The following is a 16,147-nucleotide window of genomic DNA, read 5'->3' on the forward strand; positions in this document are numbered from 1 at the left end:
GGCAGTGCGACGAACGGCCCCGCCGGACGGTGTTCCGGTGGGGCCGCTGCCGTTCGTCCGGCGGACCGCGCGTGGCACGACCGTCTCGGAGGTGCCCCGTGGCGGAGTGCGTCATTCCGACCACGGCAGCGATCTGTTCCCCACCGGGCTGCTCGACCACACGCTGGTCGAGCACCTCATGCCGGGACGGGACGGCGGGCGCGCGGCACCGCCCCGGATTCCTGTAGGGGGCATCAGTATTACCGGTGGACTGTGGCCGAATCAGGCATCTGACGGGTGTTCGGATGTCGCGATACTCGGGAGTCCGGGCAATCCGCCCGGACTCACCCTCCGGAGGCCGCCGATGCCGCAGTCCAGTGTTCACACCGCCGCCGTGCTCGAAGCCTGGCTGTCGGGCGCCGAGAGCGCCCAGGGCCAGATCAACCCTGCCGGCCCGCTGTACGTCGGCGGCGCCGCCACGGAGGCCGCGCTCAACGACCCCAGCGACTCCCTGTACGGCTTCTGTTCCAGCCCGAGCGGGTCGCACGGCAGCTGGTGCTGCTGAACGTGCGAGCGGGGGAGCCGCGCGCGAGGCGGCGCGGCTCCCTCCTCCCGTCGGTGGGGCCAGCGGGTCATGGACGTGGTGTGGAGAGGGAGACGGCGAACGGTGAGCGAACCGGTGGCACAGCTGCAGGAGACGGGCGAGACCGAGTGGTTCGCCCGGCCCGTACGGAACATCGCCCGGCCGTGGCGGGACGAGCTGGCCCGGCGGCTGGCCGCCGTGGACGACCTGGACCGCGCGGAACGCGCCACGGTGCTGGAGGCCGGTCACACCGCGCTGCTTCGGTCCCTGCACGCCAAACTGTCCCGCGTGTTCCTGATCGAACTGCACGCGCTGCGCATGACGGCCGGGGGCGGACCCGCGCCCGAGGCCGCAGCGGCGGGGACCGACACACGGACCTGGACCGAGTTCATCGAACAGGCCGGCGAGGACGGCTACCTCGACCGGCTGGCCGGCCGGTACCCGACCGTCGCAGCCCGTGTCGCCTCGGTGGCTCGTCTGTCGGTGGCGGCGACGACCGGTTTCGCGGGGCGGCTGGCCGATGACCGGGTGCTGCTCCGCCGGCTGCTGGGGTCGCAGGCGGGCGAGTTGCGCGCCGTCACCTTCGGGGCGGGTGACAGCCACCGGGGCGGCCTGACGGTCAGCCGGGCCGACTTCGCCGGCGGGACCGTGATGTACAAGCCGCGTCCGCCGGAGACCGACGTGGCGCTCGGCGGGCTGCTGGACGAGGTCTACGCGGACTTCCCCGACGCCCCGGCGCCCGGGGAACGCATCCGGGTGCCGCGCATGCTGGGGCGCGGCGGTTACGGCTGGGCCGAGTTCGTCGGCCATCGCCACTGCGCCGACGACACCGAGTTCGCCGCGTTCTACCGCAACATCGGACACTGGCTGGCCGTCCTGCGCTTCACCGGCGGAACCGACATGCATGCCGAGAACATGATCGCCTCGGGCCCGGTGCCCGTGATCGTGGACGCCGAGACGCTCTTCGACGCGCCCGCTCCCTTCCCGCCCAGCGGCCGGGGCGACGCGGTGGACGTGGCGGCCGCGGCGATCCGCCGCACGGTGCTGCGCACCGGGCTGCTGCCCGTGCGCGGTACCGGCTTCGCGCTCGGCGGGGTGGACATCTCCGGAGTCGGGGCGCTGCCCGGACAGCAGCCGCTCATCCCGAACCCGGTGATCGCGGACGGCGGCACCGCGGCGGCCCGCTTCCACGTGGACCTGGTGGCCGTGTCCGGTGCGGGCAACCACCCCAGTCCCACCCCCGTGCTGAGCGCCTACTGGGACCGGGTCCTGGCGGGCTTCAAGGAGATGACCGCGCACCTGCGCCGGCCCGGGACCGACCCCTACCGGCTGTTGCGCCGTTTCGAGGGCGCCCGGGCGCGCCGGATCCTGCGGCCGACGCAGGCGTACGTCGACATCGGCCGGATGCTGTGGCACCCGGCGTCGCTGCACGACGAGCCGGCGGCCGTGGAACGGGCCCGGGACATCCTGCTGCGCAACGCCGAGGTACTGCCCGGCGCGCCGACGGACCGGGAGACGATCGACGGCGAGATCGCGGAACTCCTGGTCGGCGATGTCCCCATGTTCACCTTCACCGTCGACGCGGCGGCCGTACGGGCCACGGTCGAGGACTGGCGCACGGCCGACCTCACGCTGGAGGAGGCGGTGATCCAGGACGCGCTGGTGGGTGCCTACCTCAACGAGCGCTCGCTGCCCGCGAGGGTGCGGGAGGCCGCGCGCGATCCGCACGCACGCGACGCGGAGCGGCGGCGCCGGGAGCTGGCCGCGCGGATGGTGCGCCGGTTGTGCGACGGCGCGGTGCGCGGCGAGGACGGCACGGTCACCTGGATCAGTCCCGTCTTCACACCCGCGGGATGGTCCATCAGGGTGCTGCCCGCCGACCTGTACACCGGTCAGGGCGGGGTCGCCCTGACCCTGGCCGAGTACCTGACCGAGGCGCGGGCCGGACGGGCCGACGAGGTGCCGGGCGTCGCCGAGACGCTCGAGGGCACGCTGCGGGTGCTGGCCGCTACCGAGGAGCGGACGCCGACTCCCTCGGCCGGGGCGTTCAGCGGCGCCGCGTCGCAGATGTGGACCTGGCTGGCGCTGCACCGGGTGCTGGGCGAGGACTGGGCGCCGCGCGAGGACCGGCTGCTGGAGCGGGCGGCCCGCCGGGCTGAGCTGCTGGAGGGCCCGCTCGTCGACGACGACATCGAGGTCGACCTGCTGAACGGGGCGGCCGGCGGCATCGTCCCGCTGCTCGACCTGGCCGAGGCGACAGGGCACGACCGCTGGCTGGCCGCCGCCGCACACATCGGGCGCAGGCTGATCGGGCTGGCCACCGTGGACGAGAGCGGCGCCCGCTGGACGACCCGGCTCAACCCCGAGGGCATCGGGGGCTTCGCCCACGGCGCGACCGGCATCGGCTGGGCGCTGGCCCGGCTCTCCCTGAGCGAGGCGGGGTCAGCGGCTGACCGGAGCGACTGGAGCCGGCTCGCCGAGCGGGCCTTCGCCTACCAGGAGTCCCTGTGGCGGCCCGGAGCCGGCAACTGGCAGGACGCCAGGGTCGGCGCGGAGGAGGACTTCTTCACGAGCTGGTGCCACGGCAGCGCCGGGATCGGGATCGGCATGCTCGACCTCCACCGGCGCACCGGCGATCCGGCCCGCCTGGACATGGCCCGGCGGGCAGCGGCCGCCTGCGCCGCCGAGGGCTTCGGCTGGAGCCACACACTGTGCCACGGGGACCTCGGGCTGTGGCAGTTCCTCACCGCCGTGCAGTTCGGCGAGCGCGCCGAGCTGGACGGTGAGATCCTCACCGGCCTGGAACAGCGCGGCCCGGTCGGCGGGCTGGCCCGGGAAGCCTTCTCCCCGAGCCTCATGTCAGGGCTCGGGGGCGTCGTGCACACGTTGCTGCGCATGCACCCGGTGGCTTCCCTGCCCGATCCCCTGCTCCTCGACTGACCGGCCGGTGCCCCGGATCAGCCGTCGCCGAGCACGACCGCCGAGCGACGAGACTCAGTGGGCGGGACCCGGCTCGCGGCAGGCTTCCCCAGCCGCTGGACGTACACCGCGCGCGGCTGTACTCACCCGATCGGAGGTCCCGTACCGCGAGCCCCGGTCCGCCTGAGGTGAGCAGCGCTGCGGTGCCCTCGGTATCCCGAGCGAGCACCGGCGGGCCGCGGCGGCGAACCGGGACTGTTGCACGGTCGATCGGCGAACCCGGCGACCGATGAACTCGGTCGGTCGGCGAGCCGATTCATGCCCCTGCCGCATAGCGTTGCCTATGCCGGATCACGCAGCAGTCGCGCGGAGAGGAACGTCATGAAGATCGCAGTCATCGGCGGTACCGGTCTGATCGGTTCGCAGGTCGTCAGGAACCTCAGCGCCGCCGGACACGAGGCCGTACCACACTCGAAGTCGACCGGAGTCGACGTCATTGGCGGACAGGGGCTGGACGAGGCGGTGACGGGAGCCGACGCCGTCGTCAACCTGACCAACTCCCCGACCTTCGACGAAGCCTCGCTCGCCTTTTTCCAGACCTCGATGGACAACCTCCTCGCCGCGGCCCAGAAGGGCGGCGTCGGCCACTTCGTCATCCTCTCGATCGTCGGCGCGGACCAGGTGCCGGAGCTCGACTACTACCGCGCCAAGGTGCTCCAGGAGAAGATCCTCATGGCCGGGCCGATCCCCTACTCGATCGTGCGGGCCACACAGTTCATGGACTTCATGGACGCGGTCCTGTCCTGGACCGCGGACGCCGACACCGTCCGGCTGCCCGCCACGCCCATTCAGCCCATCGCTTCCAAGGACGTAGCCGACGCGGTGGCGGAAGTCGCCGTCGGGGCGCCGCTGAACGGCATCCGCAACATCGCGGGACCCGAGGTCTTCCCCCTGGACGAGCTGGGCCGGATGACCATGTCCCACAGGGGCGACAGCCGCACCGTCGTCACTGACCCCACCGCCGGCATGTTCGCCGTCGTCAAGGGTGATGTCCTCACCGACAAGAACGCGCGCCTCGCCCCCACCCACTACGCCGACTGGCTCTCCTGAGATCCCCGCCTCGTGTCCGTTGAGCGGTCGACTGAGGTGGACAATCGTGACCGTCACCCTCACCGTCATCAGGGGATGGACCGACGTGCCGCGGTGTCACCCAGATGCCCCGAGGAGTGATCCGGCACTTCGCGCGCTGCGCGGGAATCAGGCAGCCATCCGCCGCGAGCGGCGCCTCCAGGTTGATCCGACGTCTTCTCACCGTTCGACCGGTCGCGACAGAGCGTGCTTGACCTCCCCGGTCCGCTCGTCGGCAGGACTTCACCCCGGTCGTCCGCCAGAGCGTCCATGGCCTGCTCCGCGACGTCCTCCGCGCTGATCATCGGTGCGTTCGCAAAGCAGCTGAGATCCGTCTCCACGAAACCGGCGTGGACGCCGATCACGAGCGCTCCCTGCTCGCGCAGACCTTCCCGCAGTGCGCCCGTCAAGGACCACTGGGCTGCCTTGGAGGCCGCACAACCGGGGTAGTCCGGCCGGGACGTCCAGGAGGTCACCGACAGCATATTGATCAGTGCGCCGCCGCCGTCGCGGGCCAGGACTGGGGCGAAAGCACGGGACACGGCCCAGGTCCCGAAAGTAGTTGATCTCCATTGCCCCGCTCGCGCCGTCGAAGGAGCCCGCCAGCAGCTCGGTGTCGAAACCTCCGACACCCGCGTTGTTGATCACGATGCTGACGTCATCGGCGGCCGCGGCAGCCGCGGCGACGTCCTCCGGAGCGGTGACGTCCACTGGTGTGCCGGGAAGCCGGTCCCAGACCAGCAACCGGATGGTTTGTCAGTCCCCCTGCGAACCGTCCCGGTTCATCGCGACTCCACCGCGCCATCGTGGTGCCTGTTGCCCAAGGCGGCGACTTGACGAGCCTGACCTCCGGGATCCACTTCCACGCACCCCGCTGGCGAGCACCCCACACACCAGGGCGACTGCGGCGGGCAGCCAGAAGAGCATCGCGTACGCGTCCATGCCGACGAACGCCCGGCCGATCAGAGGTCCCGCACCGGCTCCGAAGCTGTACGTGGTGATCCACAGGGAGTAGCCGAGGGTACGCTCCGACGTCTCGGGCAGTCCGCCGATGACCGAGGCGACGCTGGAGACGATCAGCGCGTAGCCGAAGCCCTGGATGAACCGGCTAGCCGTCCACGTCGCCGCCGAGTCCAGCAGTGCGGGACTCGCCCCCGCGAGGGCGAAGACGAAGAGGCCGGTCGCCAGCGTCACGCCGGGACCCAGGCGTGCGCCTAGACGCGAGCCGAGGACGACGCTGGAGGCGAGGGCGATCGTGTATCCGTCGATGAACCACAGGCGCCATGACTCGGTCAGGACTGGCAGGTCGTAGGCGATGGAGTTGAACAGTGTGGAGTCCACACCGCCCAGGAACATGGGGACCAGCAGCAGTGGGAGGAGGACCTTCTTCGACACGGCGGTGGACGGCGCTGGAGCAACGACAGTTCCGGTCATGGCAGACCTCGTCTCGGTTGGCCTTCTTCGGCGAGCGCAGCAAGGGAAGGACCACTGCGACGACGCCCGGCAGGACTGCTAAATCAGCCGTCGGTCTTCTCTCTCCGAGCCCGGTGGGGCGTGTGTGCGCCGCAGGGCGCTCAGGGCTGGCTTTCGAGGGCGCCATGAAGTCTCCGAGTCGAGGTGAACCATCTAAGGCGGTTCTATCAGCCTGTGATTCCCGTGGCAATCGGCCAAGCCGGTTCCACACTCCTGCCCGGGGCGCCGCGCGAGTAGCGTGCCGGAGCCGACCCCGCGATGGATCGGCGGCCGGAACTGCATAAGTCGAGCCCCGGCCCGTGCGGCGCCCGGAGAGGAGGCGCGGACACGGCCGGGGCCAGCAGGCCTCACCTGTACGGCGACGAACGTGGGCGCCCTACATGCCCTGCGGGGAGGGGAATTCGCGGTTGCTGAGGTACTGCGGACGCGGCGTGTCCGCGGCGTAGGGCGCCCCCCCGCGTGATCTCCGCGCTGTTCAGACGATGAAGATGTTCGAGCGCGTGAACGGCGAGAGGTTCCCGTTGGAGCCGTGCAGCAGGTTCCAGGATGATGCGCTCGCCCGCGCGCAGCTCCGGGTCCTCACCGAGGCGTCGGAGTTCGGACAGGTAGAGGTCCACCTCCTGCGCGGAGGGCAGGTCGTCGAGGACCGGGTAGCCGCTGGCTCGTACTGCTCCAACTGCTCGCCGTCGAGCGGACCCAGAGCCCCTCCCCGCACCGACGGGTTCGTCCGCGGCTGAGGAACGGCCTCACCGAGGACTCGGGTCGGATGCAGGTCGGGACGCTGAGCGACAGTCATAGGCTGTCCTCCTTCTCAGGGGAGCGGCAGCTCTTCTGCCCCTGTAGGGGCGCAATTCATCGGCTCGCGGGGCGAGGCGCCGGAATTCCAAGGCCTTGCTTTCTCGCGGCTCACTGGCTCGTCCTCCGGCCCTTTCGATACTGCAAGCTCGCAGAGGGCCAAGGAAGATCCTACGAGCGTCCTGAATCGCCCTCGACGTAATCAGGACCGCGAAGTGCGCCGTCCGTCCACGGAGACGCCGCCCACGCGCTGCGGGCGCGGGGGTGCGGGCCGGGTGTCGTACCCTCCAGCACTGCGGAACCACCTGGAGCGGTTCTCCTGCTTGTCCTCGATACAGCAACCGGCTAAGGTGGTTCCATGCCCGTCGAGCATTTCCCCGAGTTCCGTCTTGGCAAGGTGCTGGCGACCAGCTTCACTGCGACCCTCACGGAACGGTGCGGTGAACCCGTCGAACGCGTTCCCGTCCCCGAGCGACTGGTCGACTGGTTGGCGGTCAACGGACTCAAGGTCGATTCGTGCAGCGACTCTCAACTGGAGCATGCTCGGCAACTGCGTGAAGCGATCCATGAAGCCGCTACCGCCGTCGCGACGCAGGTCCCCATTCCCGCCGCGGCCGTCCAGGTCATCAATGACTGCAGTACGGGCGGCCGGGCCTCGGCGGTCCTTTCGCCCCAGGGCGGACAGGAGTGGCACCTGGGTTCCGCCTCCGTCGAGGACGCCCTCAGCGTGATCGCCGCCGACGCGGTCGACATCGTCTCGGGCGCGCGTGAGGGGAAGATGGCGTTGTGCGCGTCCCCGACGTGCCGGGCCGCCTTCTTCGACACCAGCCGGGGTGCCACGCGCAGATGGTGCGAGATGAACACCTGCGGGAACCGCGAGAAGAAGGCGCGTTTCCTCGCCAACAAGCGCCAGGACCCGATACGCGCCGGCTGAAGTCGCACCGGCGCGGCCCGCGCCGCGGAGTGCTGCTCGTGAGTTCGGAATGCTGCCGCTCGGCAACCGTCGGGCACTGCTGACGACGAGGGCAGGGCGTTGTTGCCATCAGACTCCCTCGTCCCGCCACCGCACGCAGGTGCAGAGGGAGAAGTGCATGCTGGACGCTCTGGGAATCGACGCCACGGCGGAAGTGGTCTACCGAGAGATGCCGGCGCATCCGCAGGAGGGCGTGGCCGAGCTGGTGCGCGGGCTGGGCTGGCCCCGGGTTCCGGTCCGTACTGGCGCCGGTTGGCGTGACTTCGCGATGGAACTCGAGCCATCAAGCGTGCTTTCGCTCATCTGCTGAGGGCGAAGCGGCGAGTGCACGGCTTCGACGGTGCCTAGGTTGTTCCTATGGAGAGCGTTGAGCTGTTGCCGGAACTGCGTCTGCTTCGTTTCGAGGTCGGGCAGGCGTATCTGTGGCGTGACGCGGACGGGCTCACGTTGATCGATTCTGGAGCTGCGGGGGCCGGTCCGGCAGTCGCCGATGCCATCCTGAGTTTCGGGTCGAAGCCCGGGGACCTGCGGCGTATCGTGCTCACCCACTTCCATGAGGACCATGCCGGCGGTGCTGCCGAGATCGCCGCGTGGGGTGGGGTCGAGGTGTTCGCGCACCGTTTGGACGCCGGGGTGATCCGGGGGGAGTCACCGGCTCCGCCACCGGTCTTCGCGGATGCTCCGGACTGGGAACGCTCCTTGTTCGAGAGCAAGCCGAAGCTGCCGCCGGCACCGCCGGTAGCGGTGGACCATGAGGTCGGTGATCAAGATGTGCTTCCCTTTGGCGGTGGGGCTCGCGTGGTGGCTGCGCCGGGTCATACTCCAGGCAGCACTGCGCTTTATCTCCCTGCCTTCGGGGTGCTCTTCCTGGGCGACGCTGCAGCGAACGTGGGAGGCAAGACCATGGTCGGCGTGTTCAACACCGACCGCTCTCGTGCACTGGAATCCTTGCGGGCCTTGAGCCGGCTGGATGCGGATGTGGCGTGCTTCGGCCACGGTGAGGCGATCGTGGGATCGGCTTCGGCAGCTCTGCGTGCTGCGGCAGTTTCCTCGAGCGGCAGTTGAGGATACGGCGGACATGACAGTGGATCATTTGTCCGAACCTTGCTGCCTGGCTTTGGTCCGGGCAAGGCGGTAGGACTTGGTGCCGGCCTCGATGATCGTGCCGTTGCAGGTGAGGCGGTCGACGATGGCGGCTGCTATCTCGCCCTCGTGTTCCGAATCCCGCTGGTGTGCAGCAGCTCATGTCGTGGACGGATGGCTTCGACTGCTGCCACGGCCTGGGTGTCAGAGGGGCTTTGTAGGGTCTGGCTCCGTGAGTATGGATCGCGAGAAGATCGCCCGAGTCGTTGCCTTGATTGAGCCCGCGGACGTTCTGGAGGCGGATCATCAAAAGGCTGCGCTCGAATGGATCGATTCCGGCGCTGGGTTGCACCGGATCGTGCCGCCGGACCAGCCGCCCATGCACCTGGTGTCGTACTTCGTCCCGTTCGACGACGCCACGGGCTCGATGTTGCTGACGGAACACCGCAAGTCCGGTCTGATTCTTCCCCCGGGCGGCCACTGCGAGGTCGGCGAGCTGCCGTGGCAGACGGTGCGGCGTGAGTGTGTCGAGGAACTCGGCATCTCTGCGTCTGCGGTGCCCTGGCTCGGCCCCGAGCCGCTGTTCGTCACGGTCACCGAGACCCAGGGCCTTGCGGTGCGGCAGCACACGGACGTGAGTTTGTGGCACGTGATCGAGGTTGCGAGCAACGATCATCGGCTGCGGCTCGATCCTGGCGAGTTCGATGGCGCGCGCTGGTGGTCGTTCGATGAGCTGCTGTCCGAACCCGTCGATCGTTTTGACCCGCATATTCACCGGTTCGCTCGGAAGCTGCGTTCAAGGCACACCTCTAGCCTTCGCTGTTGAGACGGGCGGGCTGCGCGGAGTTGGCCGTGGGCGTGGGCGAGGGCATCGCGGAGCTGTTGGTTCTCGGTGCGGAGTCGGCTGATGCGCTCGTGCAGCAGACCCGTTTTCGTGAACAGACGCAGGAGCCTCCGCTGCCGCAGCAACTACTTGCGGTGGCTGCGCCGTTGATGATTGCGAGGAGGTTCTTCTCGACCGCGCGGTTCATCTCGGCGAGCCGTTGATGGCCGTTGTGGTCGGCTTTGGCGATCAAGGCCCGGGTCTGCTCGAGCTGGTGGCGGTGCTGGGGCAGGAACTCGGCGGTGGTCACGAAGACCGGGCAGGTCAAGCAGGCATTGGCGAACTCGCTCTTCTGCTGCAGCCGAAGAGCGCAGTAGCCGTTGGGCAGTGCCGTCTTCGCTCGGGCGAGGTTGTTCTTCATCCAGACAGCATCGGCCAACGGGCTGGATTTGATGGCGAGTTGTGCACCAGCGATGTTGAGCTTCCGAGCCCGTTCCCACTGCTGGCGGATGGTCGTGTCCGACAGACGGGCGTAATGGGCGGTCATCGCGTGCGAGTCGTGATCACGCAGGCGGCGGACGGTCTCCTGCGGGACCTCGTTGTTGATCACCGGGTGCCGAAGGTGTGACGCCACTGGTGCGGCGTGACATGGACCGGACGCCCGTGCTCGTCGCGGCCGCCGCAGACCCGAGCGGCTCGCCCTTCTCGCCCTTCTTGACCCATTCACAGGTCGCGAGGTTGTTGATCAGAGCCGGGGCGACGCTCGCGTTCGCGGTGTAGTCGAAATCGGACAGCCACTTCTGGCGGGGAAAGCCAGCCGCGCGGATGCGCCGTTCTGACCGGCGGCGGTCGCGGTCCTCGCAGTCGGCCATCAGCAGTTCGACAAGGAAAGCCGGTTGGACAGGTGCTCGCGTTCCGCGCGGGCGACGGTGTCGGCGAACTGGGCCCGCATGGTCGGCAGCCGCAGCACCCGGCAAGCGGTGTCGATCGCGGCGTCGGAGGCGGGTTCGGTCAGGGTGTGGCGCGGCCCAGTCAGGGCGCTTCCCTTCAGGACGGTGCAGCAGTTGGTCCCAGCGGTCGAGGCGGGCAGCCGATTGGCCCGGCGTTCAGTCGGACTGGGCAGCCGCTGGTCGGGCGGCGTGACCGGGTCGGGCAGCGGTGTGGTGACGGTGACCGTCGGCGAGCGGCCCTCGGACTCGGCGGCCGTGCGTGCCTGCACCGCGACCACGTCCGCGGTGCAGGCATTGATCGCGAGGGCGGCTCGATTCCCGGCGACTACGTCGCGGTGCTGCAGGTGCCGGTGCAGCAGCAGGACATGAACCAGGGCCTTGGGCCCCTCGCTCTCGCCCAGGCCGTGCTTGGCCGCGGACCAGAACGCCTCGTGAGCCAGGGTGAAGGTGCCCTCGCGGCGGGCCTGGTCCAAGGCTTCGGAGCCGACCAGCGCGCCCGGCTTGGCCAGCAGCACTTCCAGGAAGTGGTCCAGTACGAGCCCTTCGGCGCCCTTCGTGGTCAGCCTGCGGTGGCGGGCGATCTCGGTGCGGCCGTGGAAGACACCACCTCGCTGGATCGCAGCATCACGTGGACGGTGCGGCTGATGAACCGGACAGGCGCCGAGTAGCGGCAGACCCGGACTGCGACCATGCCGGAGCGGTCGACTCGCGGGGTGAACGCGATGCCGGTCTCGAACCCTGCCTCGGGCAGCGGCAGCGGGGCCTCCTGGGCGAAGTCCTGGCCGATGGTGCGGATTCGCATCCCGACCCGCCCGGCCTCCTCCGCCCTCTCGAACTCCGCGAAGCGGGCGTTGAGCTCTTCGAGGGAGTCGACCCGCGGCACCGGGGTCAGGCAATTGCGGCGCCAGTAATCGACCTGGCCCTCCACGCCTCCCTTCTCGTGGGCGCCGCGAAGTCCCGGCTCGCAGTAGAACGGAGCGATGCCGAAAGTCCTTCCACCGCGGATGCTCTTCTCGCGACCGGATCTTGCGGATCACCCTCGACACGGCTGGCGAGAGGTTGTCGTAGCGGTTCTGGCGCCCGGAACTCCGCCCAGCGTGCGAAACGCGTGGACGTGTCCTTCCAAGAAGGCCTCCTGGCCGCAGGAAGCTGTGATGCTTCTCTGCACTTGAAAACGATCACTCACGGTGACGTCATCACGGGGTGGGACCGGAATAGGTCAGAAACCTGCCGTGGTGACCGGTACGCGCTGCTAATCGGGTGGCCGAGCTTGGACTGACCAGCTCACTCCGTCACGGGCAGGCACTCGACGAGCAGGTCGACGACGTCGCGCCAGGCTCGCTGTGCGTGCCGTGGATGGTAGCCGACGCCGGGGACCACGGGGTGGTCGACCGGCGGGTGGTGGAAGGCGTGCAAGGCGCCGCCGTAGACTGCGAGGCGCCAGTCGACCCCCGCGGCCTGCATCTCAGCGGTGAACGCGTTCCGTTGCGCGGGCGGCATGATCGGGTCTTCCGACCCGACCCCGGCCCACACCGGGCAGCGAATGCGCGCCGCCTCGCCCGGTCGGCCCGTGGTCAGTGCGTTGACTGTCGCGATCGCGCGCAGGTTGACGCCGTCGCGCCCGAGTTCCAGCCCGATGGCGCCCCCGGTGCCGTAGCCGACGGCGGCGATCCGGTCGCGGTCGGTCCGCGGTTCGGTGCGCAACACGTCGAGAGCCGCGTGGCCGATGCCCCGCATCCGGTCGGGGTCGGAGAGCAGCGGCATGCAACGGGCCAGCATCTCCTCGGGGTCGCGCAAATAGCGCCCGCCGTGGAGGTCGAAGGCCAACGCTACGTATCCCAGTTCGGCGAGAGCATCGGCTCGGCGGCGCTCGACGTCGCTGAGCCCCATGCCCTCTGGTCCGAGCAGCACCGCGGGCCGGCGGTCGACACCGGCCGGGAACGCGAGGTGCCCGATCATCGTCAATCCGTCGGCCGGGTACTCGACCGTATGCGTCGTAACCGTCGTCATGAGACTGGACTGTAGTGATCGTCGAGCCCGGTCCGGCCGGTGTTCTGCCGCGGGCAGAACACCGCGGGTGTGCCTCTGAAATGCGGCGATGGCTCACAAGACCAGTCACCAACCCCGTTCCCGCGGCCGCGTTATCGGGATCACCTGCCCTGGCCACTGTGTGCTGGAGACTGACCCGCGCGGGTCCACTTGCGCGGCTGTCCAGTCTTCCCACCCAAGGCCAGGCACCTGATCCCCCTCCGTGACGCTACTGGAGCCCATCCTGGGGTACCTCGGAGCAGGCACGCCTGCCATGCAAGAGCCGCGCGGAGACTCCGCGGTGACCGTCCGAGGAAAAGCGATGGGTTCGCCGGTCAACAGCGGGTCCGCCGGCTCACCGCCGACAGCCGCACTCTCGACGAGCGGCTCAAGGCCGCCCGCTCGAACCTGCGCTTCCAGGACCGACGCGTCGCCGAACTCGAAGTCCGCATCACCGAACCACGGCCAAAGTCCTGATCCCTTCCACCCAGGCACTCCATGGCCCGTCCACCATCCCGGTGGACGGGCCGTCCCATGGAGTGGCGATCACCTTGTCCGGCCGCGCTGAACGCAGCCACCATCGTCTGCCGCCTCGCCGGGACAGCAGCACAAGGTCTGAAACTTCGCCCTGGCCGACGCTCTCTTGTCAGTTCCAACGGCCTTGCGAAGATGGTTAGTTCCCGATAGAGATGTGACGTTTCGCCCAGCCCGTTGACCTGTCGCAGCAGACCGTGACGGCCCCATACTCCAGGACCTGACGAACCGACGGGCGAAGGAGCACGGTGAGCGCAGCAGCGGCAGCAGGGACCTGGAAGCTCGGGGACCTGGAGGTGAACCGCATCGGCTACGGCGCGATGCGGCTGACGGGCAACGGCATGATGGGGAACTCCGACGGCCCGCCGATCGACCGCGATGTCGCCGTCCGCCTGCTGCACAGCGCGTTCGAGCAGGGGGTCAACCACGTCGACACGGCCGCCTTCTACTTCTCGCCGCTGCGGTCCGCCAACGAACTCATCAACCGCGCCCTGTCGTCCTGGCGCGGCGACGTGGTCGTGGTCACCAAGGTCGGCCCGGGACGCGATCCCTCCGGCGAGTGGCTCTACATGGTCCGCCCCGACCAGTTGCGTGGCCAGGTCGAGGAGAACCTGCGCCAGCTCGGCCGGGACTGCCTGGACGTGGTGAACCTGCGCGCCGGCGGCCCCCGCACGGCCTCGATCGCCGAGCACTTCGGCGCCCTCGCTGAGCTGCGCGAGGCCGGCCTGGTCCGGCACCTCGGGCTCTCCGCTGTCCTGCCCGAGCACGTGGCCGAGGCCCAGAAGATCGCGCCCGTGGTCTGCGTGCAGAACTCCTACAGCCTGGACTGGCGCCGCGCCGACGAGAGCGGGCTGGTGGACCTGTGCAGGAAGCAGGGCATCGCCTTCTTCCCGTTCTTCGCGGTCTCCGGCCTGCGGCGCGAGGCGGCCGCAGGCCGGGAGCACGACACCCGTGTCCACTCCGTCGCCCGCGCCCACCATGCGACGCCGGCCCAGATACGGCTTGCCTGGACCCTCCACCGCGGCCCGCACGTGCTGGCCATTCCCGGCACCACAAACCCAGCGCACCTGGCAGAGAACATCACCGCCGGAAGCCTGCGTCTGACCGAAGAGGAATTGGCCCTCCTCGACAAGCCGGACGAGGGCACCGCCTGAAACTCTGCCAGCGATGCATGGTGAGCTTCCCCAGTCTGCTGAGAACCGGACCGGGTGGGGCGAGAAGTATCCCTTGTCGTTTTCAGGAATCGCTGTCAGCGGACATGTAGTGTATGAATCGTCGCAGTTCAGAACCGGTGCGCGAGCTTCCTGCGGTCGGTAAACCCGCACACGATCCAGGTAGCCAGCAGATGCTCCATCTCGTCCAGGGTCCAGACCGCGTCGCCCTCCGGGTCGGCACCCCGGTCGGCGACATCCCGCCCGCGGTAGCCGAGAAGCAGTTCCAGCAGCAGTGACTGGATTCCCAAAAAAGCGCGTTCGCAGGCCGCCTTGTCCTGAGCTCGCATCGCCCTCGCCGACAGCACCACCCGGGAACGGTGCAGACACTCCGCGTGGACCGCGTGAATCGCCTCCGCCACCTGCAACGTGACCTTGCGGTGCCCCCGCAGCACGGGGGTGAGACGGCCGTCCGCCAGCCCCATGATTCCCTGTTCAGGCCAGGCTGCAGACCACCGTTGCAGCGTGCGCTCGCTGACCTGCCCCAGACCCAGCTGACGGGCATCGTCCGGGTGCAGAGCCTTCAGCTCGGCCACTTTGGCGAGCCGCCGCTCGGCCAGCGTGGTCCGCTCCTGGTCGTACTCGGGCCGGGGCTCACCCTCCTGGGGCCAGTGTCGGCTGCCGCCGCGGAAGCCGCTCTCGGCCTCCAGGAAGTGGGCCACCCTCAGCCGGAGCCGCTTCTGGTCATCGTCCTTCAGGTCCTCGAGCCGGGCAGGCTGCTGCTTGTCATCCATCATGGCCTCCCGCCGGATAGACCCAGGCCGCATCCCCGAACGGCAGAGTCAGGTCGACGGCCATCCGCCGGCGCCAGAGGAGACGGACCGCGTGCGTGCGGGCCACCGCCGGAACATGCGTCTGATCCACCAGCTCCGCGAACCGCCACGGACGCCGGACAACCGCAGCCAGCAGCTGCCGCTCAAGCCCGAGCGGATCGGCCATCGGACGGCGCCGCACCGACAACGCGTCGATCCCCGCCGGCACCTGCCGGCGCCAGCCGGTCACCACCATGTAGCGTCAGCCCGCGGCGGCCGCCACCTGCGCTGCCACCGCGAACCGCACCTCGTCCCCCTCGCCGATCAGGCCCCCAGGACGCACGTCCACCAGCCACGAGGCTCCCGCCGCGAGCACGAGGAAGTCCGTAGTGTGCGAGCCCTTGCCCTCCGAGGAGGAAAACCGCAGACGGAACGGCTGGGACAGCACCTCGTCGAACCCGCCGACGAAGTCCAGGACCAGCAGCAGCCAGCGTTCGGCCAGACTCTCGAAGCCGTGCTGCCGACGGGTCGTCACCAGGCACTCCAGCCCGAGCCGGGGACGCTGACCGGTCCGCCAAGAGAACCGCCGAACCGGCACCGGCGCCATCGCTGGCCCCGCCGACAGGTCCTTCACCGGGACGATGACCTCGGACTTCCCGGTCTTCCACGTCTCCGTCCACGTACGTGTCCATCCCGGCCCCAGATCCAGGCACTCGGTGGCCCACTCGGGCAGTGCGTACGGCAGCGCAAGGTCGTCCAGCCGGCAGGCATGGGACCACACCGGCACCGGAATCTCGACGACCTGTACGTCACCCAGGACGAGAGCACACCGCAGGGCACGCGCCGTACGCGGGGAAAGGCCCAAAACAACATCAACAACTGGGCTGTACCAGTACCCTGCTCAACTCGCCAGACG

At 69.4% G+C, this 16,147-nt stretch carries 19 protein-coding genes and 1 pseudogene; 9 read left to right on the forward strand and 11 right to left on the reverse strand.

The features are described 5' to 3' along the window. The first annotated feature begins 343 nt into the window (after positions 1-343). From MXD57_RS23425 to MXD57_RS23435, 3 genes are all read left to right on the forward strand, one after another. Entirely contained in the window at positions 344-544 is a 201-nt protein-coding gene (locus tag MXD57_RS23425; protein WP_250403736.1) for a DUF6229 family protein, read from the forward strand. A gap of 102 nt (positions 545-646) precedes the next feature. Then, positions 647-3,502, forward strand: coding sequence for a type 2 lanthipeptide synthetase LanM family protein (locus MXD57_RS23430; RefSeq protein ID WP_250403737.1), 2,856 nt, complete (start codon positions 647-649; stop codon positions 3,500-3,502). Between the two features lie 360 nt (positions 3,503-3,862). Then, positions 3,863-4,591, forward strand: a complete 729-nt coding sequence (locus tag MXD57_RS23435) for an SDR family oxidoreductase (RefSeq protein ID WP_250403738.1) — start codon at positions 3,863-3,865, stop codon at positions 4,589-4,591. 68 nt (positions 4,592-4,659) lie between these two features. On the opposite strand, the gene MXD57_RS23440 is transcribed toward MXD57_RS23435, so the two are convergent. Both MXD57_RS23440 and MXD57_RS23445 read right to left on the reverse strand, forming a co-directional pair. Beyond that, complete coding sequence (locus MXD57_RS23440; protein WP_250403739.1) at positions 4,660-5,151, reverse strand: SDR family NAD(P)-dependent oxidoreductase; 492 nt, start codon at positions 5,149-5,151, stop codon at positions 4,660-4,662. A gap of 214 nt (positions 5,152-5,365) precedes the next feature. Further along, the gene (locus MXD57_RS23445) at positions 5,366-6,043 is read right to left on the reverse strand and encodes an MFS transporter (RefSeq protein ID WP_250403740.1); all 678 of its coding nucleotides are present in this window, start codon (positions 6,041-6,043) and stop codon (positions 5,366-5,368) included. A gap of 521 nt (positions 6,044-6,564) precedes the next feature. On the opposite strand from MXD57_RS23445, the gene MXD57_RS23450 reads away from it, so the two are divergent. The 4 genes from MXD57_RS23450 to MXD57_RS23465 all read left to right on the forward strand — a co-directional run bounded on the left by MXD57_RS23450 (position 6,565) and on the right by MXD57_RS23465 (position 8,915). Further along, a complete protein-coding gene (locus MXD57_RS23450) occupies positions 6,565-6,819 on the forward strand; it encodes a hypothetical protein (protein ID WP_250403741.1) in 255 nt (84 codons plus the stop codon). Positions 6,820-7,235: 416 nt separating this feature from the next. Beyond that, positions 7,236-7,811 carry a CGNR zinc finger domain-containing protein gene (locus MXD57_RS23455; RefSeq protein ID WP_250403742.1) on the forward strand — a complete coding sequence of 192 codons (576 nt, stop codon included), beginning with the start codon at positions 7,236-7,238 and terminating at the stop codon, positions 7,809-7,811. A 157-nt stretch (positions 7,812-7,968) separates the two neighbouring features. Continuing rightward, positions 7,969-8,160: a hypothetical protein gene (locus MXD57_RS23460; RefSeq protein ID WP_250403743.1), complete on the forward strand. Its 192-nt coding sequence runs from the start codon at positions 7,969-7,971 to the stop codon at positions 8,158-8,160. 47 nt (positions 8,161-8,207) lie between these two features. Continuing rightward, positions 8,208-8,915, forward strand: a complete 708-nt coding sequence (locus MXD57_RS23465; protein WP_250403744.1) for an MBL fold metallo-hydrolase — start codon at positions 8,208-8,210, stop codon at positions 8,913-8,915. A gap of 24 nt (positions 8,916-8,939) precedes the next feature. Here the strand turns inward: MXD57_RS23465 and MXD57_RS23470 are convergent. Beyond that, positions 8,940-9,053: pseudogene (locus MXD57_RS23470) on the reverse strand (IS21-like element helper ATPase IstB); the annotation flags it as partial. A gap of 118 nt (positions 9,054-9,171) precedes the next feature. Here MXD57_RS23470 and MXD57_RS23475 point away from each other — a divergent pair. Next, the gene (locus MXD57_RS23475; protein ID WP_250403793.1) at positions 9,172-9,759 is read left to right on the forward strand and encodes an NUDIX hydrolase; all 588 of its coding nucleotides are present in this window, start codon (positions 9,172-9,174) and stop codon (positions 9,757-9,759) included. On the opposite strand, the gene MXD57_RS23480 is transcribed toward MXD57_RS23475, so the two are convergent. The 5 genes from MXD57_RS23480 to MXD57_RS23495 form a co-directional block, all read right to left on the reverse strand. Then, complete coding sequence (locus tag MXD57_RS23480; RefSeq protein WP_250403745.1) at positions 9,743-10,366, reverse strand: hypothetical protein; 624 nt, start codon at positions 10,364-10,366, stop codon at positions 9,743-9,745. The two genes, MXD57_RS23475 and MXD57_RS23480, sit on opposite strands and share 17 nt — an antisense overlap. Continuing rightward, complete coding sequence (locus MXD57_RS31585; RefSeq protein ID WP_284505986.1) at positions 10,320-10,628, reverse strand: ATP-binding protein; 309 nt, start codon at positions 10,626-10,628, stop codon at positions 10,320-10,322. The genes MXD57_RS23480 and MXD57_RS31585 overlap by 47 nt, the downstream gene beginning before the upstream one ends. Further along, positions 10,628-11,221: a hypothetical protein gene (locus tag MXD57_RS31590; protein WP_284505987.1), complete on the reverse strand. Its 594-nt coding sequence runs from the start codon at positions 11,219-11,221 to the stop codon at positions 10,628-10,630. Before MXD57_RS31590 ends, MXD57_RS31585 begins: the two co-directional genes overlap by 1 nt. A gap of 44 nt (positions 11,222-11,265) precedes the next feature. Further along, positions 11,266-11,634, reverse strand: coding sequence for a Mu transposase domain-containing protein (locus MXD57_RS23490; protein ID WP_250403746.1), 369 nt, complete (start codon positions 11,632-11,634; stop codon positions 11,266-11,268). Positions 11,635-11,990: 356 nt separating this feature from the next. After that, entirely contained in the window at positions 11,991-12,716 is a 726-nt protein-coding gene (locus MXD57_RS23495; protein ID WP_250403747.1) for a dienelactone hydrolase family protein, read from the reverse strand. Positions 12,717-13,516: 800 nt separating this feature from the next. Here MXD57_RS23495 and MXD57_RS23500 point away from each other — a divergent pair. Continuing rightward, positions 13,517-14,422 (forward strand): oxidoreductase, encoded by a 906-nt coding sequence (locus MXD57_RS23500; protein ID WP_250403748.1) that lies wholly within the window; start codon positions 13,517-13,519, stop codon positions 14,420-14,422. 128 nt (positions 14,423-14,550) lie between these two features. Here the strand turns inward: MXD57_RS23500 and MXD57_RS23505 are convergent, their stop codons facing one another. The 3 genes from MXD57_RS23505 to MXD57_RS23515 are packed head-to-tail and all read right to left on the reverse strand — an operon-like array spanning position 14,551 to position 16,096. After that, positions 14,551-15,213, reverse strand: coding sequence for a hypothetical protein (locus MXD57_RS23505; RefSeq protein WP_250403749.1), 663 nt, complete (start codon positions 15,211-15,213; stop codon positions 14,551-14,553). Further along, a complete protein-coding gene (locus MXD57_RS23510; protein ID WP_250403750.1) occupies positions 15,206-15,481 on the reverse strand; it encodes a hypothetical protein in 276 nt (91 codons plus the stop codon). Before MXD57_RS23510 ends, MXD57_RS23505 begins: the two co-directional genes overlap by 8 nt. 12 nt (positions 15,482-15,493) lie before the next feature. Continuing rightward, a complete protein-coding gene (locus MXD57_RS23515) occupies positions 15,494-16,096 on the reverse strand; it encodes a hypothetical protein (RefSeq protein WP_250403751.1) in 603 nt (200 codons plus the stop codon). Positions 16,097-16,147: the final 51 nt, after the last annotated feature.

It is taken from the genome of Streptomyces cellostaticus, assembly GCF_023630175.1.
In the GTDB taxonomy this organism is placed as follows: Bacteria; Actinomycetota; Actinomycetes; order Streptomycetales; family Streptomycetaceae; genus Streptomyces; species Streptomyces cellostaticus_A.